The 25307-nt window shown below is 37.1% G+C and carries 27 protein-coding genes; 17 read left to right on the top strand and 10 right to left on the bottom strand.

What is annotated here, in order from left to right; genetic code table 11:
- Window positions 1-96 precede the first annotated feature (96 nt).
- Window positions 97-786: a zinc metallopeptidase gene (locus ULVI_RS04360; protein WP_068590121.1), complete on the top strand. Its 690-nt coding sequence runs from the start codon at window positions 97-99 to the stop codon at window positions 784-786.
- 88 nt (window positions 787-874) lie between these two features.
- Here the strand turns inward: ULVI_RS04360 and ULVI_RS04355 are convergent, their stop codons facing one another.
- Entirely contained in the window at window positions 875-1852 is a 978-nt protein-coding gene (locus ULVI_RS04355; RefSeq protein WP_068590119.1) for a T9SS type A sorting domain-containing protein, read from the bottom strand.
- A 112-nt stretch (window positions 1853-1964) separates the two neighbouring features.
- Window positions 1965-3335, bottom strand: a complete 1371-nt coding sequence (locus tag ULVI_RS04350) for a saccharopine dehydrogenase family protein (RefSeq protein WP_068590117.1) — start codon at window positions 3333-3335, stop codon at window positions 1965-1967.
- Window positions 3336-3445: 110 nt separating this feature from the next.
- On the opposite strand from ULVI_RS04350, the gene ULVI_RS04345 reads away from it, so the two are divergent.
- Both ULVI_RS04345 and pckA read left to right on the top strand, forming a co-directional pair.
- The gene (locus tag ULVI_RS04345) at window positions 3446-3844 is read left to right on the top strand and encodes a DUF423 domain-containing protein (RefSeq protein WP_068590115.1); all 399 of its coding nucleotides are present in this window, start codon (window positions 3446-3448) and stop codon (window positions 3842-3844) included.
- Between the two features lie 71 nt (window positions 3845-3915).
- A complete protein-coding gene (pckA, locus tag ULVI_RS04340) occupies window positions 3916-5517 on the top strand; it encodes a phosphoenolpyruvate carboxykinase (ATP) (RefSeq protein ID WP_068590114.1) in 1602 nt (533 codons plus the stop codon).
- Window positions 5518-5827: 310 nt separating this feature from the next.
- Here the strand turns inward: pckA and ULVI_RS04335 are convergent, their stop codons facing one another.
- On the bottom strand, window positions 5828-6574 hold the full coding sequence (locus ULVI_RS04335; protein ID WP_068590112.1) for a uroporphyrinogen-III synthase: 747 nt from the start codon (window positions 6572-6574) through the stop codon (window positions 5828-5830).
- Between the two features lie 29 nt (window positions 6575-6603).
- Entirely contained in the window at window positions 6604-7260 is a 657-nt protein-coding gene (locus tag ULVI_RS04330) for a DUF4271 domain-containing protein (protein WP_068590110.1), read from the bottom strand.
- A 222-nt stretch (window positions 7261-7482) separates the two neighbouring features.
- Between ULVI_RS04330 and ULVI_RS04325 the strand changes: the two genes are divergently transcribed.
- Genes ULVI_RS04325 through ULVI_RS04315 form a run of 3 tightly spaced genes read left to right on the top strand, consistent with a single transcriptional unit; the run spans window position 7483 to window position 10057 of the window.
- On the top strand, window positions 7483-8214 hold the full coding sequence (locus tag ULVI_RS04325; protein WP_068591378.1) for a polyprenol monophosphomannose synthase: 732 nt from the start codon (window positions 7483-7485) through the stop codon (window positions 8212-8214).
- A complete protein-coding gene (locus ULVI_RS04320; RefSeq protein WP_068590109.1) occupies window positions 8214-9557 on the top strand; it encodes a dihydroorotase in 1344 nt (447 codons plus the stop codon). Before ULVI_RS04325 ends, ULVI_RS04320 begins: the two co-directional genes overlap by 1 nt.
- On the top strand, window positions 9554-10057 hold the full coding sequence (locus ULVI_RS04315; RefSeq protein WP_068590106.1) for a DUF4296 domain-containing protein: 504 nt from the start codon (window positions 9554-9556) through the stop codon (window positions 10055-10057). The genes ULVI_RS04320 and ULVI_RS04315 overlap by 4 nt, the downstream gene beginning before the upstream one ends.
- Window positions 10058-10059: 2 nt before the next feature.
- On the opposite strand, the gene ULVI_RS04310 is transcribed toward ULVI_RS04315, so the two are convergent.
- The gene (locus ULVI_RS04310) at window positions 10060-11064 is read right to left on the bottom strand and encodes an NAD-dependent epimerase/dehydratase family protein (RefSeq protein ID WP_068590104.1); all 1005 of its coding nucleotides are present in this window, start codon (window positions 11062-11064) and stop codon (window positions 10060-10062) included.
- 63 nt (window positions 11065-11127) lie between these two features.
- On the opposite strand from ULVI_RS04310, the gene tyrS reads away from it, so the two are divergent.
- Window positions 11128-12426, top strand: a complete 1299-nt coding sequence (gene tyrS / locus ULVI_RS04305) for a tyrosine--tRNA ligase (RefSeq protein WP_068590102.1) — start codon at window positions 11128-11130, stop codon at window positions 12424-12426.
- A 138-nt stretch (window positions 12427-12564) separates the two neighbouring features.
- Here tyrS and ULVI_RS04300 read toward each other — a convergent pair whose 3' ends face one another.
- The gene (locus ULVI_RS04300) at window positions 12565-14037 is read right to left on the bottom strand and encodes a T9SS type A sorting domain-containing protein (RefSeq protein WP_068590100.1); all 1473 of its coding nucleotides are present in this window, start codon (window positions 14035-14037) and stop codon (window positions 12565-12567) included.
- A gap of 112 nt (window positions 14038-14149) precedes the next feature.
- A complete protein-coding gene (locus ULVI_RS04295) occupies window positions 14150-15133 on the bottom strand; it encodes a LuxE/PaaK family acyltransferase (protein WP_068590099.1) in 984 nt (327 codons plus the stop codon).
- A 254-nt stretch (window positions 15134-15387) separates the two neighbouring features.
- On the opposite strand from ULVI_RS04295, the gene ULVI_RS04290 reads away from it, so the two are divergent.
- Together ULVI_RS04290 and ULVI_RS04285 are read left to right on the top strand one after the other, a co-directional pair.
- A complete protein-coding gene (locus tag ULVI_RS04290; protein ID WP_068590097.1) occupies window positions 15388-16071 on the top strand; it encodes a response regulator transcription factor in 684 nt (227 codons plus the stop codon).
- Window positions 16071-17114, top strand: a complete 1044-nt coding sequence (locus ULVI_RS04285; protein ID WP_068590096.1) for a sensor histidine kinase — start codon at window positions 16071-16073, stop codon at window positions 17112-17114. The genes ULVI_RS04290 and ULVI_RS04285 overlap by 1 nt, the downstream gene beginning before the upstream one ends.
- On the opposite strand, the gene ULVI_RS04280 is transcribed toward ULVI_RS04285, so the two are convergent.
- The gene (locus tag ULVI_RS04280) at window positions 17088-18149 is read right to left on the bottom strand and encodes a glycosyltransferase (RefSeq protein WP_068590094.1); all 1062 of its coding nucleotides are present in this window, start codon (window positions 18147-18149) and stop codon (window positions 17088-17090) included. The genes ULVI_RS04285 and ULVI_RS04280 overlap by 27 nt on opposite strands.
- A 75-nt stretch (window positions 18150-18224) precedes the next feature.
- On the opposite strand from ULVI_RS04280, the gene trmB reads away from it, so the two are divergent.
- The 8 genes from trmB (at window position 18225) to ULVI_RS04240 (ending at window position 23601) form a co-directional block, all read left to right on the top strand.
- Complete coding sequence (gene trmB / locus ULVI_RS04275) at window positions 18225-18905, top strand: tRNA (guanosine(46)-N7)-methyltransferase TrmB (RefSeq protein ID WP_068590092.1); 681 nt, start codon at window positions 18225-18227, stop codon at window positions 18903-18905.
- A 31-nt stretch (window positions 18906-18936) separates the two neighbouring features.
- Window positions 18937-19563, top strand: coding sequence for a lysine transporter LysE (locus ULVI_RS04270; protein WP_068590090.1), 627 nt, complete (start codon window positions 18937-18939; stop codon window positions 19561-19563).
- 1 nt (window position 19564) lies between these two features.
- Window positions 19565-19900, top strand: a complete 336-nt coding sequence (locus ULVI_RS04265) for an MGMT family protein (protein WP_068590089.1) — start codon at window positions 19565-19567, stop codon at window positions 19898-19900.
- A 114-nt stretch (window positions 19901-20014) separates the two neighbouring features.
- Window positions 20015-21154 carry an Mrp/NBP35 family ATP-binding protein gene (locus ULVI_RS04260; RefSeq protein ID WP_068591376.1) on the top strand — a complete coding sequence of 380 codons (1140 nt, stop codon included), beginning with the start codon at window positions 20015-20017 and terminating at the stop codon, window positions 21152-21154.
- A 1-nt stretch (window position 21155) separates the two neighbouring features.
- Window positions 21156-21398 (top strand): NifU family protein, encoded by a 243-nt coding sequence (locus ULVI_RS04255; RefSeq protein WP_068590087.1) that lies wholly within the window; start codon window positions 21156-21158, stop codon window positions 21396-21398.
- A gap of 155 nt (window positions 21399-21553) precedes the next feature.
- Window positions 21554-22606 (top strand): NAD(P)/FAD-dependent oxidoreductase, encoded by a 1053-nt coding sequence (locus ULVI_RS04250; RefSeq protein WP_068590085.1) that lies wholly within the window; start codon window positions 21554-21556, stop codon window positions 22604-22606.
- A 46-nt stretch (window positions 22607-22652) separates the two neighbouring features.
- Complete coding sequence (locus ULVI_RS04245; RefSeq protein ID WP_068590083.1) at window positions 22653-23087, top strand: hypothetical protein; 435 nt, start codon at window positions 22653-22655, stop codon at window positions 23085-23087.
- Between the two features lie 184 nt (window positions 23088-23271).
- On the top strand, window positions 23272-23601 hold the full coding sequence (locus ULVI_RS04240) for a 2Fe-2S iron-sulfur cluster-binding family protein (protein ID WP_068590081.1): 330 nt from the start codon (window positions 23272-23274) through the stop codon (window positions 23599-23601).
- Window positions 23602-23643: 42 nt separating this feature from the next.
- Here the strand turns inward: ULVI_RS04240 and ULVI_RS04235 are convergent, their stop codons facing one another.
- A complete protein-coding gene (locus ULVI_RS04235) occupies window positions 23644-24354 on the bottom strand; it encodes an SGNH/GDSL hydrolase family protein (RefSeq protein ID WP_068590079.1) in 711 nt (236 codons plus the stop codon).
- A 23-nt stretch (window positions 24355-24377) separates the two neighbouring features.
- A complete protein-coding gene (locus ULVI_RS04230) occupies window positions 24378-25274 on the bottom strand; it encodes a metallophosphoesterase family protein (protein WP_068590078.1) in 897 nt (298 codons plus the stop codon).
- Between the last annotated feature and the right edge of the window lie 33 nt (window positions 25275-25307).

Genomic DNA, 25307 nt, shown 5'->3' with positions numbered 1-25307 from the left:
GTATTTGTTATCTTTAAAGTATAGAAAAGTAAATTTATACTTTTTATTAAAACAAATTAGTAATTAAAAAGAGGTCCGTCTATACGGGCATTAGCTATGATTGGATATTATATATTAGCAGGAATTATATTTTTAGTAAGTTGGTACGTAAGTAATAAACTAAAAAGTAAGTTTAAACATTATTCTCAAGTACACCTTCAGAACGGAATGAGTGGGAAAGAGATCGCCGAAAAAATGCTTGCCGATAACGGGATTACCGATGTAAAGGTGATGTCTGTTCAAGGACAGTTAACAGATCATTACAATCCAGCAAATAAAACCGTGAATTTAAGTGAGCCAGTGTATATGCAGCGCAATGCAGCCGCAGCCGCAGTAGCAGCACACGAAGTAGGTCACGCAGTACAACACGCAACCGCTTACAGCTGGTTAAAAATGCGTTCTGCCATTGTACCCGCAGTAAGTATTTCGAGCAAGCTATCGAATATTGTGATTATGGCGGGATTAGTGCTTTCGGCTACCGGAATGGTCTTTGGAACATGGATCTTCGGGATTGGAATCTTACTTTTCGCTATGACTACTGTATTCGCTTTTATCACGTTACCAGTGGAATTCGACGCCAGTAATCGTGCTTTAGCGTGGTTAGAAAACGAAAATATGGTGACACCTGAAGAACATGCAGGGGCAAAAGATGCATTGAAATGGGCCGCACGTACTTATGTAGTGGCAGCCATTGGTTCTCTAGCAACCTTGCTTTACTTTATTAGTATGTTTTTAGGAAGACGCTAGTTTTTAGCTACAGCAGTACAACATTCAAAGCCCGTATTTTTTTAAATACGGGCTTTTGTAATTCTATATAGTAGTTTCCGAAGAAAGTTTACTTTTTAATGATATTTATTACTTGCTCTGTAGTTTCGGTTTGAAGATGTGCTACATACATTCCTTTTGAGATCCCAGTAAAGTCGATGGTGTTAGTGGTACTGTCCTCGTTCATTGTAAGATCAAGTACTACTTGACCTAACATATTCGAAACAACAACCCGTAAAAGTACTTCAGGAGTTTCAAGGGACAATAAACCGCTCGTCGGATTGGGATAAACGTGAATCTTATTCTGAAAGGAATTGTCTTCAATGTTTAGTAAGCTGCAATCTTCTGTAATGGTAGGGTTTGCTGGTAGTTCGGTAAAAGGATCCCATATATCTGAATCACTGTCATCTACGCAAATAAATTCGAGACTTTCATATCCTTTAAAGGGTGGAATAAGCTCCAGCATGTCGTTATTCTCATTTTGAACATTGATAGAGGTGATAGGAGTAAGAGAAAAATCAAAATCTACCAGGTTAACATTATTGCTTAGATCGATATCGATAAAGGCGTTATAATTCCCATTCAATACTTCAAGGTTGATATTTTCAGTGAGGTCTAACGTCGTGAAGTTATTCCAACGACAACCAAGTACTCTAAGCAGTGGGTTGTTTAGGAGGTTAAGAGTTACTGATTCATTGTCTTCCAGAATAAGTTCTTCTATTAAAGGATTGCCGCTAAAATCGATAGTTGTAACTGAATTCAGTATTAAATGAAATGATTTCAGATTGGCAAAAGCTTCTAATCCCGTGAGATCTGAAACATCCTGACTTAAAATTCGGAGATGTTCTACCATCAGTGCTTCAGAGAGTTGAATTTCTCCATCATTGTTGCTATCTACAGGAGCATTGGGAGTCGCATTAAAATCTTCGGAGACACAGTGTACGTTGACCAACGTATTTTTAAAGTTCGCATCGGGAATATCAAGAATTTGACCCCAAGCCATTGATTGATAAATCACCAAAAGTAAAAAGGTGTAGATAGTTTTCATAACAAAAAGTATACTATCAATATACTATTTTGTTTTTAAAAAATTTCCTACACCTTTTAGTGTTTAAATTCTCTTTAGCAGTACCAATATATTTCTAGTTACAAAACAGGTGCTATCCTACAACATTGTGAGGATTGTATCCAAGGTATGGAACTTCAGACTCGTTAAAAACCACACCATGATCTTCAAGTTCTTTTAAAATAGGTTCGTATACTTCTTTTGTAATTGGAACTTGCACCCCTGGATTTGTTATTTCTTCATTTAAGATCTTTAATGCAGCAATTGCAACAGGAAGACCCACGGTTTTTGCCATTGCAGTATGGGTCTGGTCTTCTCCTTTAATCACCATATTACTGTCTATTTGGTATTTCTTTCCGTTTAGCTCGTAACCAAATTTATGATACATCACGATCATATCTTTATCGGAGGGTTGCAGGGTCCATTTGTCTTCTAATATTTTCTGAAGTCCTTGTGCTGGAGTGGCATCTTTAATTCCGATTTTCTTTTCTGTATTAAAAATATCCAGATCTAATAGTTTTCCCCACATTAAATCATCTTGATCGATTTTTAAATTATGGCGCAATTTTAATTCTACGGAATCTGTCGGAGAATAGGGTAGGAACAAATTAACAAAATCACGATACGACATGTTTTCAGAATCGGGTATGGTGTAGCTGTCATCGGTCATCCCTAACTGTACAAACATGTTCCACGCTTTACTGAAACCAATACGGCGTATGGTACCACGATAGAGCGTTAGTACATCTTCGAGTCCGTAGACTTTTCTGTATTTTAAAGAATTTCGATTGGCATATGCTTCAAAGCGACCATGACCTTCTACTTCTAAAAATTCTGTTCTTCTAAAAAGTCTGTGATACGGAATATATTTATAAGTGCCTTCTTGAATAAATTCTGCCGCACCACCTTGACCGGCAACCACCACATTTCTTGGATTCCACGTAAATTTGTAATTCCATAGATTGTCGTCGCTTTCGGGAGCTACTAAGCCGCCAGTAAACGATTCAAAAAGCAGCATTTTTCCACCTTTATCACGAATTCGATCTATAATTTGCATGGCACTCATGTGGTCGATTCCGGGATCGAGGCCAATTTCGTTCATAAAGACCAAACCTTTCGATTTTACTTTCTGATCTAGTAATTGCATTTTATCGCTTACATACGATGCAGTTACCATATGTTTACCAAATTCTAGACAATCTTTGGCTACTTCTATATGAAAACGTGCAGGAAGCATTGAAATAACGAGATCGTTTTGTTGTACAGCCTCTCTTCGTTGTGGGTCATTGAATACGTCAAGTAAAATGCCTCGGGCATTCGGATGATCAGCAATGTGTTTTTGAGCCGATTGTATAGAAAGGTCGCCAATGGTGATGAATAAATCTTCTGTTTCAGATTTGTCTAACAGATATCGAATTAAACTTGTAGCAGATCTTCCGGCGCCTATAATTAAAATATTTCTCATGATTTTTTGGTACTTTTGAAGTCGTAAATGTAAACTTGATTATGGTATAATTTGGTTAAGTAAACCCAAAGAAAATACGAAACGAAAGTACTAAATTACCCTCGGAACCTATGAAGAATTATGATAAAAAAATAGTTGTAACAGCGAGTGTTTTAGCTGCTGTTACGATTGCTATTGGTGCTTTTGGAGCTCATGGATTAAAAAATCTAGTAGATGGTAATGCCTTGCTTAGTTTCGAGACTGGAGTGCGCTATCAAATGTACCATGTGTTGGCGCTGCTCGTATTAGGATTTGCAACTGCAATACCAAAGCGACTTCGTAAAACTGTTTTTTTATTTTTTGTTTTAGGGATGATATGCTTTTCCGGTTCTATTTATTTACTAGCATTAAAGACTATTCTTCCTTTTGATCCTACTGTAATCGCATTTGTAACACCATTGGGCGGATTGTTTTTTATTATAGGGTGGTTACGACTGGCTTATGGGATGTTTTCGTTAAAGATGACATAATTCCTTTTTTTAACACACTCTATCTCTTACATATTTATTATTTTTGTACTCCACAACAATTAAACAAAGTAATGGTCGATAAAAACCAAACTGCGAAAACGATTTCGTTAGAAAAATACGGAATTAATAATGCAAAAGTCAATTATCAACTTTCCTCTCAAGAATTACACAATCAGACATTAGAAAAAGGTCAGGGAACTGAAGCGAACAGCGGTGCTATCGCTGTTAATACCGGAGAATTTACCGGTCGCTCTCCTAAAGATCGTTTTATTGTAAAAGATGATGTTACCCGTGATAAGGTTTGGTGGGGAAATATAAATATTCCATTTCCGACAGATATGTTCGATGCACTTTATGACAAAGTGACTGCGTATCTTTCAGAAAAAGAGCTTTTTGTTCGTGATAGTTATGCTTGTGCAGATGAAGATTATAAACTCAATATTCGTGTTATAAATGAATATCCTTGGTCGAATATGTTTGCACATAACATGTTCTTACGTCCAACAGAGGAAGAATTAACTACTTTCGATCCCGAATGGCTCATTGTTAATGCGCCAGGATTTATGGCAGATCCTGAAGTAGATGGAACGCGCCAACACAATTTTGCAATTCTTAATTTTACTAAAAAGATCGCTCTAATTGGGGGAACCGGATATACAGGTGAAATTAAAAAGGGAATTTTCTCTGCGTTAAATTTTATTCTTCCTGTAGATAAAAATACGATGCCAATGCACTGTTCTGCTAATGTAGGTGAGAATGGAGAAACGGCTATTTTCTTCGGTTTATCTGGCACAGGAAAAACAACTTTATCTGCTGATCCTAAGCGAAAGCTAATAGGTGATGATGAACATGGTTGGACGGCAGAAAATACCATCTTTAACTTTGAAGGTGGATGTTATGCGAAAGTGATCAATCTTTCTGAAGAAAATGAACCCGATATTTATCATGCTATTAAACCGGGAGCAATTCTCGAAAATGTAATCATGAATGAAAATGGGGTTGTAGATTATGAAGACACCTCGATCACTCAAAACACACGAGTAAGTTACCCAATCTATCATATAGATAATATTCAACAACCTTCAATTGGTAAGAATCCGAAAAACATATTTTTTCTAACTGCCGATGCCTTTGGCGTATTGCCTCCTATCTCGAAATTAACTCCGGGACAGGCTGCTTATCATTTTATTAGTGGATATACTGCTAAGGTTGCAGGTACCGAGGAAGGTATTAATGAACCAACTCCAAGCTTCTCTGCATGTTTTGGAGCACCTTTTATGCCTTTGCACCCAACTGCTTATGCAGAAATGCTAAGTGATAAAATGCAAAAAGCAGGAGTGAATGTTTGGTTGGTAAATACTGGGTGGACTGGTGGGCCTTATGGCGTAGGAAACAGAATGAAACTGAAGTACACCAGAGCAATGATTACTGCTGCTTTACAAGGTGACCTTAATGGGGTTGCTTACGAAAAGCATCCAATTTTTGGACTCGATGTTCCTCAAGAATGTACAAATGTTCCTTCTGAAATTTTGAATCCGAAAACTACTTGGAAGAACAAAAAAGCGTACGATATTCAGGCGAGAGAATTAGCGGCTTCATTTAAAGATAATTTTGCAAAATTCCGTGAATATGCTAACGAAGAAATTCTTGCGGGAGCTCCTACTGAAGCTTAACGCATAAGAATAATGTATTGTAAAAGGCTTGCCGAAATATCGGTGAGCCTTTTTTCTTTTAGGGGTTCTTTAGAGTGTTTTAAATTTACAGCTCGAATGTGGATTAAGAGAAAAACATGCGTTAGGGATTGAAGCGGCATCCTTTTTTGGCTGTGTGCAGCCATAAAAGATATAGCGGAAAGCCCGGCTGTTGTAACGCAGTGAAAATAGTAACGCCCTACTTAAAAGGTCTATACAAGTTCATTACTATTTTAAATTAAAAACGCGACTCCTAAGAATCGCGCTTTTAGTTTTTTTATAATATTAATGTCTATTTTTTATTTACCTCTTTAATATACTTTTCTAGCGCCATAGTCATAGAAGGTGTTTCGGGAGTAGGTGCTTGAATGTCTACTCGTAGGCCATTTTCTGTAGCGGCTTTTACGGTGGTGTTACCAAAAACTGCAATACGAGTGTCGTTTTGCTTAAAATCTGGGAAATTTTCAAGAAGTGAAACAATCCCACTAGGACTAAAAAATACTAAAATATCGTAATACACATTTCGTAGATCACTAAGATCACTTACAACGGTTTTGTAAAATATAGACTGTGTCCATTTTACTTTAAGATCGTCAAGTACGGTAGGAACTTCTGGCTTTAATTTGTCTGAAGAAGGAAGTAAAAAGTTTTCGTTCTTGTATTTTTTAATAAGTGGAGAAAGTTCTGTAAATGTTCTTTTACCAACATAAATCTTTCGCTTACGATACACAACATATTTTTGAAGGTAATATGCTACCGCTTCACTCTGGCAAAAATACTTCATACTATCTGGAACTTTAAATCGTAATTCTTCAGCAATTCTAAAGAAATGATCTACAGAGTTTCTACTAGTAAGGATAATTGCGGTATAATCTTTTAAGTCCACTTTTTGTGCTCGCACCTCTTTTCCTGAAACTCCTTCAACATGAATAAAAGGAACGAAGTCTATTTTTACCTTTTGCCGTTCTATAAGATCGAAATAAGGAGAATTTTCAACTTTGGGTTCTGGTTGCGATACCAAAATAGTTTTCACTTTCATAAAGATGCAATTTTTTAAAATGTAAAGCCCTACGTAATCGTTTTATACACTATAATATAGGGTGAAATTTCAAGTGCGCAAAGATACAAAATAAAATAAAAGAAATGGCTGAAAATTAAATTTCCATTTGTTTTGTAGCTGTAAAACAGCGCAATACCGTTAAACACTATGAGTATACCGACAAAACCTAGTAATAAATGTAATGAAGGAGCTAGTGTATACAGGAAAATTGAATTTATTATAAGCACTAAAATGGCTAATAAGTTTCTATAACTTAGTTTTTGATACAAATATTGGTTTACAAGAGAGTCGATAGAAAAGATAGATCCCACAATCTTTTCTATTGAAAATTTTACTCCAATAAAAACAGAATAAACTGTCACAATCTGAACATACAACCACTTGTTTTTAAGTGCGATTGTAGAATCGTAAGTTTTAATTAAAAGATAAATAAGAAGTGAAAAAGACAGTACTTGAAATACAAATAAAAGCAAATTAAATGGATGTTCTATTCGGTCGTTCTTTCCGTGAATTAGAAAATATTTATTAGTAATTGGTAGTTGAATAAATTCTTGAAATCGTTTAGGATACGCATATTTAGTAAAGGCAAGTAATAAAATGCATCCCATTATTACTAATGTGATCCAATCGGTTGAAATTACAGAACGTTCTAAATACTGCACCATTAAATTATTTGTATATATCTACTTAAAAGCTATCTAACTTGTGGAAGATTTATTAATTTCTGTACAAAGGTACAGCAAAAATACCCCAACTAAAACTAACTTCTTTGGTAGTACTTGGCATTAGCGGCTGAAAAAAATCTTTTGTTAAAACCTTTCTAAAATGCTTTTTTTCACAAGAAATATATGAGTAAAAAAGGTACATTTGCCCTAAAACGCAGGGGAATGTCCAAGGGGTTAGTCGTAATACCTACATACAATGAAATTGAGAACATTACGCGTTTGGTGAGAAATATTTTTGCCCTACAACGTGATTTTGATATTCTAGTTGTAGATGACAATTCGCCAGATGGAACTGCTGCCGAAGTCGCATCGCTCATGGAAGCGTATTCTGGGAAACTACACTTGCTTTCAAGAAAAGGAAAGATGGGTCTAGGGACGGCATACATTGCAGGATTTCAATGGGCGTTAGAGCGAGAATATGGATTTATTTTCGAAATGGATGCAGATTATTCTCACAACCCAAACGATCTTATTCGGTTGTATAATGCGTGTAATCGTGATGGATACGATATGGCAATAGGCTCTCGCTATGTAAAAGGTGTGAATGTAGTAAATTGGCCTATGAGTAGAGTTCTTATGTCATGGGGAGCTTCTAAATATGTTCGTTTAATTACAGGAATGGATATTCATGATACCACTGCGGGATTTATTTGTTATCGAAGAATTGTGTTAGAAAAAATTGACCTTAGTAAAATACAATTTGTGGGATATGCGTTTCAGATCGAAATGAAATTTAAAACCCATCTTAATAAATTTAAAATTAAAGAAGTTCCTGTAATATTTACCGATCGAACCAAAGGAGAATCTAAAATGCATACGGGAATTATTTCTGAAGCAATCTTCGGAGTGATTAAAATGAAATTTAAAAGTCTATTTACCAGATACGAGATCTAATGAGTACCATTCTTATAAAAAATGCAACAATTGTTAATGAAGGACGCACCATGCAAGGTGATGTTCTTATTGAAGGGGATCGAATCACTCAAATCGATACGTCTATAAGTGCAAAATCTTCAGACACGAAAATTATCGATGCCGACGGACAGTATTTAATTCCAGGAATGATCGATGATCAGGTTCATTTTAGAGAACCAGGATTAACTCATAAAGCCAACATTGCGACAGAATCGAAAGCCGCAGCCGCAGGAGGAATTACTTCTTTTATTGAAATGCCCAATACGGTGCCACAAGCAACGACAATTACACTTTTAGAAGAAAAATTTGCCACTGCAAAAGAAGATTCTTGGGTGAACTACTCCTTTATGTTTGGAGGAACCAACGATAATTTAGAAGAAATTTTAAAAGTAGACGAGAATAAAGTAGCTGGACTTAAACTGTTTTTAGGTTCTTCTACTGGAAACATGCTTGTGGACGATGCAACGGTTTTGGAAAAAATCTTTAGTTCTACCAAGTTGTTAATCTCTGCACATTGCGAAGATGAAGCAACTATAAAAGCAAATATGGAAACATATCTGGCCGAATATGGAGAAGATATTCCAGTCGAAATGCATCCAAAGATTCGAAGCGAGGAAGCATGTTATTTATCTTCGTCAAGAGCCATCGAGCTAGCAAAAAAGACAGGAGCACGATTGCATGTTTTTCATCTTTCTACTGAAAAAGAAACACATCTATTTAGTAATAAAATTCCACTTTCTGAAAAGAAAATTACCGCAGAAGTATGTGTACATCACTTATGGTTTTCTGAAGCAGATTATGCAATTAAAGGTACCAAGATTAAATGGAACCCTGCAGTAAAAACCGAACAGGATAGAGACGGATTGTGGAAAGCTTTATTAGACGATCGCATTGATGTAATTGCTACAGACCACGCGCCGCATACTCTCGAAGAAAAAACCAATGTGTATACAAAAGCCCCTTCAGGAGGCCCTTTAGTGCAACATGCCTTAGTAGCCTTGTTCGAAATGCATTTACGAGGAAAAATTACTGTAGAAAAACTTGTAGAAAAAATAGCGCATAATCCGGCGATCCTTTTTCAAATTAAAGATCGTGGATACATTCGAAAAGGATATAAAGCAGATTTAGTGCTTGTGGATCCTAATGCACCATGGACGGTGAATAAAGAGAATATTCTTTACAAATGTGGATGGTCTCCTTTCGAAGGGACTACCTTTAAATCTAGAGTAACGCATACCATCGTAAATGGAGTACTCGTTTATGAAAATTTAAAGTTCCCTAATAAGCCAAAACCTGAACGCCTCCAATTTAACCGATCATGAGAACGCTTATCGCTTTAGTTATTATTGTAATGTTTTCAGGGTGTCAAGATGTTAAGAGACCCCAAAAGCCAGATGATCTTATTGCGAAACCTAAAATGGTCGATGTGTTAACAGAGGCATATCTTATAAGTGCAGCACGAAGCTATGATCTTCGACTTATTCGAAATAAAGGCGTGCAGTTAGACAGTCTTATTTATACGATGTTTCAAATAGATAGCGTTCAATTTGCGAAAAGCCATTCTTTTTATACAGCAGACCTTAATGAATACAATGATATGTTAGAGGAGGTTAAGGAACGACTGTTGGTCATGCAAAATAATGCAGACAGTATTGATGAATTAATAAAAGAGCAACGTAGAGAAGAACGTAAACAAGATAGTATTGCGGGAAAAACGTACGATACCATAATTGATGATGAAGATGCCGTAGATGAACGACAAAAATTAGTTGATAGCATGCGCCGAAGTACGCAGCTCATCGAACCTGAAATTTCACAATAGTATTATTTTTCTAGAAATGCTTTATTAACCCGTTGCAATGTCTGTTGATATGGCGTAAATGAAAAAGCTAGCGTTTCTTTTACCTTCGTAGCATCGTAAAAAGAAACGGTATACATAGAACGTACGGTGGCTTTTAATAACTTACGCTTTCCTCCAAATAACGCCGACCAAGCCCAATCCAAATTACAAAAAAGCATGAGTTTCCATTGTGCTATTCTCTTTTTTGGAATTTTTTTATTTTGAAGGGTAGCTATTTCTGAAAGAAGCTCTTTATAATGTAAATTTTCACCAACAAGGATAAATCGTTCTTCGGCAATAGTGCTGTTCATAAGTTGAATGAGTACAGAAACAACATCGCGAACATCCACAAATCCCATTCCTCCGCTAGTGTAAAAGGGAAGTTCTTTGGCAATCATTTTTAAGATTACTCCGCTGCCACTGTTCCAGAATCCTTCTCCAAAAATAATCCCCGGGTTTACAATTACAGCATTCAATCCTTCTTGCATGCCGCGCCATACTTCCATCTCAGCATCGTATTTTGTGATGGCATAAACACTATTTTCTCCAGCAGGATTCCAATGGGTTTCTTCGGTGATTAAAGTATTGTCTAGGGTGCTTCCCAAGGTCGCTACCGAGCTCACATAACAAAGCTTCTCGATCGAATTAGAAAGACAAAGATTCACCACATTTGCAGTCCCTTCAACATTTGCTTTTTTTAATTTATGGTAATGTTTTGGATCGAAGCTAATGTAGGCAGCAGCGTGATACACGTGAGTAATCCCTTTAAAAGCTTCCGTTAGTGCAGGGATGTCGATAATGTCTGCTTCTACCCAGTTAATTCGTTCGAAGAGTGCGTTAGATTCCTTTCCGTAGTACGAAAATATTTTCTTGACCGCATTGATATCACTTGTGCTTCGGTGAGTAGCACGCACATTTTGATGCTCTTTCAGTAAAAAATACAACAAATGCGAACCAACCAATCCTGTACCTCCTGTTACTAAAACCATAAATCCAAAAATAAGACTTTTATGTTCAACTGCATCCCACTATCTTTGCTGAAAATTAGAAAAATGCAACTAAAGAATTTCGTTGAAGAACTACAATGGAGAGGAATGGTCCACGATGTCATGCCCGAGACCGAAACACACTTAATGGAGCAAATGCGAACGGCATACATTGGTTTCGATCCTACGGCAGATTCTCTTCATATTGGAAATTTAGTCCCTATTATGATCTTGTCATTTTATCAGCGCTGTGGCCATAAACCAATTGCTTTAGTAGGTGGTGCTACAGGAATGATCGGGGATCCTTCTGGAAAATCCAGCGAGCGAAATTTACTTGATGAAAAAACGCTGCGTCACAATCAAGAATGCGTGCGCGGACAATTATCACAATTTTTAGATTTCTCATCGGGTGCTGCCAACCAAGCCGAACTGGTAAATAATTACGATTGGATGAAAGAATTTTCTTTTCTCGACTTTATTCGGGATGTTGGAAAACACATTACAGTAAATTATATGATGGCGAAAGATTCGGTGAAAAGTAGGCTTACTGGAGATGGTGCCGATGGTATGTCGTTTACAGAGTTCACCTACCAAATGGTACAGGGCTACGATTTTCTGCATTTATACAAAGAAAAAGACGTGACCTTGCAGATGGGCGGAAGCGACCAGTGGGGGAATATTACCACCGGAACCGAATTAGTACGCCGCATTGCTGGAGGTAAAGGATATGCCTTAACGTGTCCGTTAATTACAAAGAGTGACGGAAGTAAATTTGGGAAAAGTGAGGGAGGAAACGTGTGGCTAGATGCAAATCGTACCTCTCCGTATAAATTCTACCAGTACTGGCTCAATACCAGTGATGAAGATGCCGAGAAATACATTAAAATATTTACTTTTTTAGATAAAGATACCATTGAAAATTTGGCGACTGCGCACAAAGAAGCTCCTCATATGCGACTGCTTCAAAAACGACTTGCACAGGAAGTTACTACGACCGTACATAGTGAAGAAGAATATGAAAATGCAGTAAAAGCTTCAGAAATTCTCTTCGGAAAGTCTTCTTCGGAAGATCTAAAGGCGTTAAATGAAAAAACGTTCTTAGATATTTTTGAAGGTGTACCACAAGCTGAAGTTTCAGAAAAAGAAATTGAAAACGGACTAGATATTATTGGTGCCCTTGCTGAGAAAACAGGGTTTTTAAAGTCGAATGGTGAAGCACGACGGGCCTTGAAAGAAAATTCCATTTCTGTAAATCGGGAAAAAGTTTCAGAGGGATATTCAATTACTTCGAACGACCTTATTAACGGACGATTTGTTTTATTGCAAAGAGGGAAAAAGAATTACTTTATTATTAAAGCAATATAAATTTTTGGAAACAAAAAATTCCCCGAAACCGAGGGGTGACGGGGAATCTCTTAATTAACTAACCAACCAACTATGAAAAGAATTTCTTTTTCATAACAATAATTAAGTCGGTTTTTTATAAAGGTACTTACAGCTCCTTTAAATTTTAACAAACTTTTTGGCACGAATACTTTTTTCAGTAACAATTGTAATAAAGTAGACTCCTTGAGCAAGTTTAGAAACATTGATTTTTTGTTGTGTGTTAATAGAGCCTTGCTTTATAATCTTTCCTGAAATTGAGTGTATTGTGTAGGTGCTTAATAGGATATTTGCAGTAATGTTTAAAAAATCGTTAGTAGGATTGGGGTATATCTTGACCGTATCTATAATTTCAGCTTCATGTATTGACAAGTCGATTTGGTAGGCAGCAAGTTCAGCGACATAGGCATTCAATGAAACTCCGTCATCTTCACCACTCCAGTCAGAACCAAATAGTAACCGCGTTCCAGTTGGGCTTATAGTGACATGAGGTTCACCAAAATAGTCATATTCGTCCTCGTCAGATCGATGATGGCCTACGCGATACACATCTGCATTGCCGCCGTTTACTTTTGCAATTAAAATCTCTTGATCTAACAAATCTTGTCCGTCTCTATCGTACCCAATCATAGATGCAGCGATCCATCCCCCTTCATTATTTTTATGAGCCAGTGAAGATATGTGTGTGCCAGATTGCGGATAGCCATAGTCTTGGGTAGGTGTAATAGAAAAGCACGCTCCAGTGACTGCATTATATGCCACGATGGTCCCTTGGCAACCACCTTCTGGGCCTTCTTCAAAAGCAATTGCAAAAAGAGCATCATCACCATTAGATAGTCGTCCGAGGCATGAATGTTCTCCAGTATTGTTAATGTTTAAAGTGTTTACTGGCTGTCCGTTAGAATTATAGACGATCCCTTGATGGTAAAATAAATTTCCACTTGGGAAAGGCATTGGTGCTGTAAAAGCGATATCATCGATAACAAAAGATGTGAGTGTTTGTGTTGATATTCGATAATAGTATGCTGCTTCATTTCCACATCGAAAACTAAAGATGTCTGAATCCCATGACATCATTTGTACATCGTTACCTATAGATACTGAGGTTTCGCAACCAGAAATTGTTATAAGATTTGTAAGAATGGTTTTAGCTTGATTGTTTACATTATATTGAATAAAATCTTTGGTTCCGCTTTCTAAATAGAATAAAATGTTAGGGTCTTCAAAATGCCAAAAGATCGTTTCGATGTCATCTGGAACTATATCTGTTAGAGGGCGAATTAAGGTGTAATCTGTTCCATTATGGAGATAATGTTCTCCGTTGCCATAGAGGATCATGAGTGATTCGTCTGCATTCCATGCTTGAATCGTGCTGTACATAGGAACCCGCCTTTCGGTTCCTTCAAAATCTGAGATACGGCGTATCTGCGTGCTAGGAAAAGAGGGATCTGTTACAGCTTCTAAGTAATTAGGGATGCCTATAGCTTGTTGTGGATGAGGATCTAGGTCGTTTGCTATATAACCTTGAGAAAGGTCTTGTGATAAAATAGTTGTCGTAAATGCGATAAAACATAAAGTGAGTAGGGATTTCATATGAGTTAGATTTGTTATAGCTAAAGTACTTTATTTTAATTAAATACTTAATAACCTGTAGTTTGGGGTGAAATTTGCCCAATAGAAAAACTCTTATTTAAATCTTTAAAGATTAGAGGACCATTAAATTACATCCTCTAATATCACTGTCGTCAAATCGTCCTAAAATCTCGAAAGAGCCATTCTCGTGTATTTTTCCAAGATCTTGGGTAGCGATAAATGAACAGGAATATAGATTTGCCAGATCGATTACATTAATTCCGCCGGTTTTTCCGTGTACATAGGTAAGTGCATCCTCGGGATCGCGTGTTAAAAGTCGCATCCAAGGAGGTGTGGTGAATATGCCGTGACCTTGTGAGTACCCTTGTGAAAGTAGTTCGGTCATGCCGTATTCGCTGTGAATTTCAGAAACGCCGAATCCCTCTTTTAAGATGGTATGCAACTCTTCTTTTATCATTTCTTTTCGCTTCCCCTTCATGCCGCCCGTTTCCATAACCGTAGTATGCTGTAACTTAAAGTGCTTCTTTTCGATAAGATCTAATAACGCATACGATACACCTAATAAAAGTGTTCTACTTTGCTGTCTTTCTAAAAGGTCGAGCTTTTCAACAAGTGCATCAAGATCGTTGAGGTAAAAACCGCTGTGAGAATTTTTAGTGTCTCTAATAAGAACGTCGGCCATATATACCAATGAAGATCCCGATCGTTCTAAGTACGAAGGTAGCAACGCAAGAATGACTAGTTCTTCGGAATTACCATAATATTTTAAAAACGTTTTCTGAAAACTTTCACGGTACACCTCCAGAGATGCCACGTAATGAGAACTGGGGGTGCTTCCGGTTGTGCCACTACTTGTAAATATAACTTCTGAAGCACATCCAGCTGCAAGAAATACATTCGATTTAAATAACTGTACCGGTATAAATGGAATGTCTTCTAATTTTTTTACCGAAGCGACATCTATGTTAAGAAGATCACAGAACTTGCGATAAGGAGCAACATGTGTATATTGAAAGTTAAACACTTCAAATGCTAATGCTTCAAATCCTTCAGAAGAAGTAAGACTAAAAATTTTCTTTTCTAATACCGTATTCATGTGTTTCAGTTACATTTCAAAAATACATATTTAAGCAGGTTTCAGAAGAGATAAAGTTTCGAAATAATTTTATAAAGTCATGGGTTCTTAAATGAATATACTAGTAATTTGAAGTATATTTGATGAAGGTAGCGTGGAAATTAAAAGCAATTTACCATCGATGTGCCTATGTTACGGTATGGTTAATTATACCTTTATAAATCGTTGAAAATAGAATATTGTCTATATTTACTCGATAACATTTTCAGATTATAATGAAGAAAAAGGAAATTAAAATACTACTAGTAGACGATGAGCCAGATATTCTAGAAATTGTAGGATACAATCTCTCTTCGGAAGGCTATCAAGTAATTACTGCCGAAAATGGTATAGAGGCTATTTCGAAAGCAAAAAAGCACAAACCACAACTCATCATATTAGACGTTATGATGCCCGAAATGGATGGTATTGAAGCTTGTGAAAAAATAAGAGCGATTCCCGATCTTTCAGAAACCGTTATAACTTTTTTAACGGCACGTGGCGAAGATTATTCGCAAGTGGCAGGATTCGATGCAGGTGCAGACGATTATATTACCAAACCAATTAAACCCAAAGTACTTATTAGTAAAGTTAAAGCCTTATTACGAAGGTTTAAGAGTGACGCTGAAGAAAACGCAAACATCAAGCTAGGAAACCTTACCATTAATCGTGAAGAATATAAAATTGCGGTTGGGAAAGAGGAAATGGTACTTCCAAGAAAAGAATTTGAGTTACTTGCATTGCTAGCTTCTAAACCTGGAAAAGTCTTTAAACGCGAAGATATTCTGGACCGAGTTTGGGGAAACGAAGTTGTTGTAGGAGGAAGAACTATCGATGTACATATTAGAAAATTACGTGAAAAAATCGGTGACGAACGATTTAAAACTGTAAAAGGAGTAGGATATAAATTTGTAGTTTAATGGCGAAAGGGTTTAAAAAAACATACAAATTTGCCGTATACACTTCTACATATATTACGCTGTTTTTAACACTCGCAATGGGTGTTTTTTTTTACTTATACGGGGAAGAGCATTATTGGTTCATTTTAGTTTTTGCTATTGCATGTTATGTATTCTCTTTTTTCACGATACAATACCGCGTCGAAAAATTTATTTATCGAAGGGTTAAGAAAATCTACGATGATGTAAGTTTATTAGATGCTTCTACTTTTAGTAAACAACAAATTACCACAGACATGGCAAGTCTTACTAAAGAAGTAGAGCGTTTTGCCGAAAACAAAAAACTCGAAATAGAAACTCTTAAAGTTCGTGAAAACTATCGGAAGGAATTTATAGGAAACATTTCTCACGAATTAAAAACACCATTATTTACAGTACAAGGATACATCTTAACTTTGCTTGAAGGCGCAATGAAGGATAAAAGTGTTCGAAAAAAATACCTCCAACGTGCCAATAAGGGAGTAGAGCGTCTTATTTATATTATTAAAGACCTCGATATGATTACGAAATTAGAGGTTGGAGATCTTAACTTAAATAAAGAAGATTTTAATATCGTAGAGTTGGTACAGAATGTATTCGATCTAATCGAAATGAAAGCCGCAAAAAAGGGTATCACACTTACTTTTGACAAAGAGTATGATGAAAGTATTTTTGTTATTGCAGACAGGGAACGCATTCAACAAGTATTAAGTAATCTCGTGGTAAATTCTATAAAATACGGGAAAAAAGGAGGGACCACCGAGGTAAGTATCGAAGGGCTTATAAAAAATAAAGTTATCGTTCGCGTTACCGATAATGGGGAAGGAATTGCCAAAGAGAACATTCCGCGATTATTTGAAAGATTTTATCGCGTCGATAAAAGTGGTTCACGTAAAGAAGGAGGAAGTGGGCTCGGACTCTCTATTGTAAAACACATTATAGAAGCACACCGAGAAAAAATTTATGTTGAGAGTGAATTAGGAATTGGTTCTGAATTCTCATTTACCCTCGAAAAGGACGAATAATTTTTTAAGGTCTACGGCTTGTTCGAAACCATGAAATCCAGAATAGTTTTCAAGAAGGTTTAGAGAATCGATCAAAAATTCGTTTTGCTCACAATAAGGAGCAATTTTTAACTTTTCAAGCCGATCTGCCAAATATTCTTGTTCATACTGCCCAGGCGTAGGTATAAATAAAGCTTTTTTACCCATTGCAGCTAAGTCCATAACCGTGGTGTATCCCGAGCGTGAAATAATTAGATCACTTTCATTAATTACCGTTTCCAGCTCATTGCCAGTCATAAAGTTTACAACCTCAATAGTTCCATGACATTGGCGATCTTTTTTTTCTTCTATAACTCCCCGGACACATAAAATATGTTTAGAAGAATTTTTAAAGATATTTAATAAGGTCTTTTCCAAGAGTGTACGTTGAGGTTCAGGTCCCGATAAAAGTATTAGTATGTCATATTTCTTCGGAAGCGTTCTGCGTTTCATCCTGCTTAGAATTCCCATATAGCGAATAGGGAAAGGAGCATTATCGAGACGACTCATAGTACCACTTAAATTTTGATCACTATCTATATCTGGAACCCAGCAAATATTAAATTTCTTAATGTAGTTTTGATGTAATTTGCTGCTTAATAAAGAGGTGTTGCCGCTCAATACTTTTAATTGATGTGTAATAAAAACGGAAGGAACATCCTTACTATACACTCCTAACCGATTGTCACTAATAATTCCGTTAATCTTATTTTCGGAAACTAGCTTTTTAATAATCTTGTGTTCTTCAGAAATGGTTTGATGTAATTTTGGAAGCTTCAGAAATAATTTCCATTTAAAGTAGCGACCATTTTTTGGGTAGGTAATATTGTAGGATGGTAATTCCACATAGAGCAGTTTCGGAAACTCTTTCCGAAGTAATAATAACGCAGCTCCGTCTGAAGCTATTAAAACTTTATGCCCGCTTTCTAATAAAGCGCGAATTATAGGCACACATCGTGTAGCATGACCCAAACCCCAATGTAGCGGTGCGACCAGAATAGTTTTGCTAGTTGCCATAAAACAAAGGTAGGTATAATTGCAGGGGATAAGTATTTCCGTAATTTTACCAAATAATTATGTAAATGTCATACGGTGGGAAGTAAAAATAAATTAAAACGCTTCAGAGAAAACGAAACCTTCGAAAATGTGGTGCAACCAACAAGAGAAGAGGTACTCGCTAATTCTAAAGATTTAAAAGGTAATTGGAAAAAAAAGTTCTTTAAAAATAGTAATCCGTTAGTATTAGAATTGGGATGTGGTAAGGGTGAATATTCTGTGAACTTAGCTCAAATACATCCCGAAAAAAATTTTCTCGGTGTAGACATTAAAGGAGCTCGTTTTTGGAGAGGCGCTAAAACTGCTTTGGAAGACGGATTAAAAAATGTTGGATTTCTTCGCACACAAATTGAACTTATCGACCATATTTTTGACGAAAACGAGGTAGATGAAATATGGATTACGTTTCCAGATCCTCAAATAAAATATAAGCGAACCAAGCACCGATTAACAAACCTTGATTTTCTATCTAAATATAAAAAAATATTAAAAACAGATGGGTGGATGCACTTAAAGACCGATAGCGAATTTATGCACGGATATACTTTAGGAGTTTTACATGCCTCAGACGCGATCATCGATTATGCGCATCATGACGTGTATAACACCGAATATTCACCAAAAGAGGTTACTGGAATTCAAACCTTCTACGAAAAGCAGTATTTGGAGGAAAACAAACGTATAACTTACATCCGATTTAAATTTAAGTCCGCCTAATTTTAGTATATTGATTCGATAAATACACTGCATGGCGTTACTTCTTAATTTCGCGGTAGGATTTTTAGCAGCATTGGTAGGGGTTATTCCACCTGGGCTACTAAATATGTCGGCCGCAAAAATCAGCATGAAAGAAGGTCGAAAAAAAGGACTAATGTTTTCTGTTGGCGTTTGTATAACGGTCATGGTACAGACATTTGTAGCGTTGGTCTTTGCTCGGTTCTTAGGGAGACACCCCGAATATGTTTCAATGCTTCAAAAAGTAGCATTAGGAATTTTTATCTGTATTACCATCTATTTTTTCTTCATTGCAAAAGACACCCGAAGAAGCATGCCCGAAGATGTGCAGCACTCAAAAACAGGAAGAGTTTTTTCTGGAATGTTTTTAGCTTTTTTAAATTTACTTCCACTTCCCTATTGGGTATATATAAGCATCACTTTTGCTGGTTTTGGTTGGTTTGAGTTTTCACAACTAGGTATTTGGATGTGTACAATTGCATCTGGGATTGGAACCTTTGTAATGTTAGCACTTTATGTTTGGTTTTTTAGACCCAAAGAGACCCGTAAAAAAATGGAGATTAATATGAATTACATTATTGGTGGTATTACTGCTATAATTTCTATTATCACACTGCTAAAAATTATGAAAGAGATTTAAGATGGCAGAAGAAAACTTTTTCAAAAAAGTTCATGAGGTCGCTAAGCTAATACCCTACGGAAAAGTAACCAGCTATGGTGCAATTGCTCGATACCTTGGCGCTGCAGGTAGTGCACGTATGGTAGGGTGGGCAATGAATAAGAGTGGAAAAGATCCCGATATTCCAGCACATCGAGTTGTAAATAGAAAAGGACTTTTAACGGGGAAGCATCATTTCAAAGGGACCAATCTTATGCAACAGTTACTCGAAAGTGAAGGGGTGAGAGTGATAGATAATCAAATTCAAGACATGGAAACAATCTACTGGGACCCTACCATTGCCTTACAAAAAGATTAAAATTGAAAGCACTATCGTGCTATAAATCATTTCAATTTATCTCTTTCATATTTAGCCGTAGAACTCCTATCTTTGCTTTTTAGAATGAATCTAAATATAGCGAAGGAATTTTTTATGAAATTGAACAAACAAGACATTTTGAAAGCCCTAGAAACCATTACAGTGGCAGGAGAAGGAACTAATATGGTAGAAAGTGGTGCCGTACAAAATGTAATGACATTTGCCGATGAAGTTATCGTTGATCTTAAACTTTCAACGCCGGCATTGCACATTAAGAAGAGAGCAGAGGCAGACATTATCCAAGCCATTACCGAAAAAGTACATAAAGATGCGCAGGTAAAAGTAAATATCAAAGTAGAAGCTCCTGCAAAACCAGAGAATCCAAACCTTATAAAAGGAAAACCCATTCCAGGAATAAAAAATATCGTTGCTATAGCTTCCGGTAAAGGAGGAGTTGGTAAATCTACGGTAACAGCAAATATTGCTGTAACACTTGCAAAAATGGGCTTTAAGGTAGGAATTTTAGATGCAGATATTTATGGACCATCCATCCCTATCATGTTCGATGTAGCTATGGAGCGTCCGTTATCAGTAACTGTCGATGGGAAAAGTAAAATGAAGCCTATTGAAAATCACGGTGTAAAAGTATTGTCCATAGGGTTTTTTACGAAACCCGATCAAGCTGTAATATGGCGTGGTCCTATGGCAGCTAAAGCACTTAATCAACTTATTTTCGATGCTGCATGGGGAGAATTAGATTTTATGCTATTAGACCTTCCCCCAGGGACAGGAGATATTCATTTAAGCATTATGCAATCACTACCTATCACTGGCGCAGTAGTAGTTAGTACACCGCAAAATGTAGCTTTGGCAGACGCACGCAAAGGTGTTGCTATGTTTCAACAAGAGAGTATCGATGTGCCCGTATTAGGAATGGTAGAGAACATGGCATATTTTACTCCCGACGAGCTTCCCGAAAATAAATATTACATCTTCGGAAAAGAAGGAGCAAGAAACCTTGCCGAAGACCTTTCTATACCGTTTCTAGGAGAAATTCCATTGGTGCAGAGCATTCGTGAAGCAGGAGATGCTGGTCGTCCAGCAGCGTTACAAACCGCTACTCCAATAGAAAAGGCTTACGAGGAGCTCACGAGAAATGTAGTTGAAGAAACCGTACGAAGAAACAATAATCTTCCTCCAACCGAAGCAATACAAATTACAACAATGGCCGGCTGCAGTGCCGTGAAAAAATAATATGACAACTCAAGAATTAACAACAAAGGTAGAAGCAGCGCTCGAGGAAATTCGACCGTTCTTACAAAGTGACGGAGGCGATATCTCCTTGCTCTCTATAGACGATGGTAAAATTGTAAAAGTACAACTACAAGGCGCTTGCGTAGGTTGTTCTGTAAACCAGATGACCCTTAAGAGTGGTGTTGAAATGACCATCAAAAAACACGCACCTCAAATCGAAGAAGTGATCAATGTAGTGGCCTAAATTATTTTGAGGTCGACCCTCTTATGCTGCTTAGGGCAGCAAAAGAAGGTCGGGCCTTCCACTTTTACTCCTCGTCTCTTCCGCGATGCTCCAGAGACTGTGGGGTAACCGTTGCAGTCCCTCGCCCGGAAACATTAATATTTTGAATTAAGTACATGATTAAAACAGACATACTCATTATAGGTGCCGGACCCACCGGATTATTCGCCGTTTTTGAAGCAGGTTTATTAAAATTAAAATGCCATCTTATCGATGCTTTGCCGCAACCAGGCGGACAGTGTTCAGAGATTTATCCAAAAAAACCTATTTACGATATCCCCGCATTCCCAGAAATCCTTGCTGGAGATCTAGTGAATAATTTAATGAAACAAATCGAGCCGTTCCAACCTGGATTTACCTTGGGAGAACGTGCTCAAACCATCGAAAAACAAGAAGATGGTAGCTTTATTGTTACAACAAATAAAGGCACAAAACACCATGCGCCTGTTGTGGCAATTGCCGGAGGTTTAGGGAGTTTTGAACCACGAAAGCCACCCATTGCAAATATTAAAAACTTTGAAGATCACGGGGTAGAATATATTATTCGAGACCCAGAAGTTTATCGGGGTAAAGATGTTGTTATTGCTGGTGGAGGAGATTCGGCATTAGATTGGAGTATCTTCCTAACCGACATCGCTTCGAGTGTAACCTTAGTGCACCGTCGAAACGAATTTCGGGGAGCGTTAGATAGCGTAGACAAAGTACAAGAATTAAAAAACCTAGGTAAAATCGAAATGATTACTCCTGGTGAAGTAGTCGATATTGTTGGAGAAAGTAAGGTTGAAGGAGTTTCAATTAAACGAGGTGCCGAAGTTTCAAATAAAGCATGCGACCATTTTATACCGCTCTTCGGACTAGCACCTAAGTTAGGTCCCATTGCCGATTGGGGATTAGAAATTGAAAAGAATGCAATAAAGGTGGATAACACCTTAGATTATCAAACCAATATTCCAGGAATTTATGCCATTGGAGATGTAAATACCTACCCCGGAAAATTAAAATTAATTTTGTGTGGCTTTCATGAAGCCACACTTATGTGTCAAAGTGCTTACCAGCGTATTTTTCCAGAAAAAAGATATGTAATGAAATACACGACAGTGGGTGGAGTAGAAGGTTTCGACGGATCCAAAAAAGAAGCGCCAAAAGCAGTTGTAAAAGCAATAAAATAAGTAATTTTATAACATTACAACAAACAATTAACAAACCTCACTTAGTATGCGACCACTCCCCGGGTACCTAATCCTCATTGCTATATTTAGCATAGCGGCTCAAACCATTGCGCAAAACGTAGAAACCACACAGTTAATTGGAACCTGGAAACTCGTAGAAGATGACCATTTTACTGCCTCTAGAGAAGTAAAACATGTTCCAGAAATTGCGTTGAACTCTTCCAGAAAAAACGTTACTTCGACCACCAGCACAGATAAATTTTTAAAGATCGATAAGCGATACGTTACGTTTTATTTTTATGACTTTGGTCAACAAGGTCGCTACCGTGTCACCGAGAATATTTTAGATATTCAAGGGGAAGGAATTTTTAAGATCGTTAAAGTCTCTAAAAATGAACTCATATTGGAGAAGGATAAAAAACTTTCTTTTGTAAAGATGAAAGAACCCGATTTTTCTCGTTACGAATTAAAAGGAGATTAATTCTTTTCATTCAATAATTGGATTCACTTTCTTATAGGAATTGCTATTTTTGTGTGAGGGATAGAGCGGTGTGTTTAAGCTCTCTTTTGTAGCATTGCGTAAAAAGAAGCGAGTAGCGAAAGCCCGACCCTACGATATCGCGACTAGCGAAAATTGTAGGGGTACACCCTTAAAAATACATATCATGTCAGATATTACTATAACAATCATAGATCGAGAGGGAGTTGCTCATGAAGTGAAAGCTCCTACCGATATGAACATGAACCTTATGGAGGTGGTTCGTTCGTATGAATTGGCACCCGAAGGAACCATTGGTGTTTGTGGCGGTATGGCGATGTGTGCTTCTTGCCAGTGTTATGTGCTTACCGAGCATGAATTACCTGAAATGAGCTACGATGAAGATCTAATGCTAGCGGAGGCATTTTATGTTAAGGATACTAGCAGATTAGGATGTCAACTTCATATGCAACCAGAAATGGAAGGGCTAAAAGTTGAGCTTGCTCCAGAAAGCTAGAGATATTGCCTATAATTTTAGTTGGTAAAAAAGTTAATTATTCTATTTCAGAATTTGCTGAGCTAAGGGAAAGAGACGGTTAACAAATAACGTATACGCTTTTTCTGAAGGGTGTAAACCATCATTTGCAACGAGCTCTGTGTCTTCTATTCCTCGTCGTGTAATGTCTGTGATATTTTGAAAGATAACTCCTTTTTCTGAAGCGATTTTATGTGCAAACGCATCATATTTTTTTAACTCCTTAGAAATTAAGTCTGGGTTAGAAACTCGTTTTCTATAGGGTGTAAAAGCATAATCGGGAATTGAAACTACGACCACACGAGTTGGGTCATTTTGCGCAAATTGAATCGCAAGATCCAGTAGTTCTGGAAACTCTTTTTGATACACCTCGAATGGTTTTTTTTGAAATTGATTATTTACTCCAATTAATAAAGTAACCAGATCATAATTATTTTTAGGTTTTTCGATAGCAATTGCAGCTAGTAAATCGGTAGTGGTCCAGCCTGTTTTTGCGATAATTTTTACGGTTCCGTTTTGCTGTGTAGCGGTGTTTAAAGAATCTTTTAATTGCTTCGGAAAGTTGCAATTGGAACAGACACTTTCTCCTATGGTATAACTGTCTCCCAAAGCGAGATAGGTGTAATCTGGTGGTGATGGCGTTGTTGTATTGGCGGTCTTCTTAGTGGTAGAGCAAGACAGGCCAAAGGAAAGAAATATTCCCATAAATACGGTACATAGAAGCGGTGTTTTCATACAGATATGTTCGTAAAATTACGCTAATCGGTTTTATAATCGAAAATGCGCTGTGGTCCTTCGAGCAGAATTCGAATTACTTTTAGGGTACCATCTTCGGTAGTGGCAATGTGCCATTTTATAAGACTTATTTCACCGTTCTCAATTTCGAGACCCGTGATACTTCTAGGGTGTACACAGCTTCCGTCATTAAAATACGGGATGTCCCCAGGTTCAGGGAAACGGGGTCGGTGAGTATGTCCCGTAATGGTAAAAATGTTTTTGTGATCGATGATCCATTTTTTGGTACGTCGTTCAACTTTAATAAGTTCTTTGTAATTTTTCGCAGGACTCGTAGGGTCCCCAATACCAACAATCTGTAATTGCCGCCAGATTGCACGTACCATAAACCGGTTAAATTTCCATCCGCGGTAATTCATCCAGTCCGCTTGATGACCATGAAGCATAAAAACTTCTTGCTTTGTGTCTTCGTGTTCTAGTATTAAGCCTTCTGGAAACGAAATGTTTGGGAATAATGGTTCTTCTTTTCCAGTTACTTTGTTGAAATAGGAATACAGGTTTTTTTCAACATACCGCTCATTTCGATAAACCATGTCATGATTACCAACCAATCGATGCAGTCGGTTTTCCGCATAGAACAAACGCAACAGATCATACACGTTTTGATGCGCTTCAAAAATAGATTTAAAATCGATATTCTCCCACAATTCATCTCCATCCCCTAATTCGCAATAGGTAAACCCGTTGAGGTAATAATTTTTAAGTGCATGGTAATACACGTTCCGATTGTTGGCAAAATCGTCTGCGAAGCTGTTATCTCCGCGATGGCAATCACTAAAGATGACAAATTTTGAAGAATCATTAAAGGAAATGCGGCGGGCCGTTTCATAGGCTTTGCTAATCCTTGTTTGTGATGACATACCATTTCTTTTTTTAAAGATACGATATGACGA

Source organism: Cochleicola gelatinilyticus, assembly GCF_001637325.1.
Taxonomy (GTDB): domain Bacteria; phylum Bacteroidota; class Bacteroidia; order Flavobacteriales; family Flavobacteriaceae; genus Cochleicola; species Cochleicola gelatinilyticus.
This window is presented reverse-complemented; position numbering and strand designations above follow the sequence as displayed.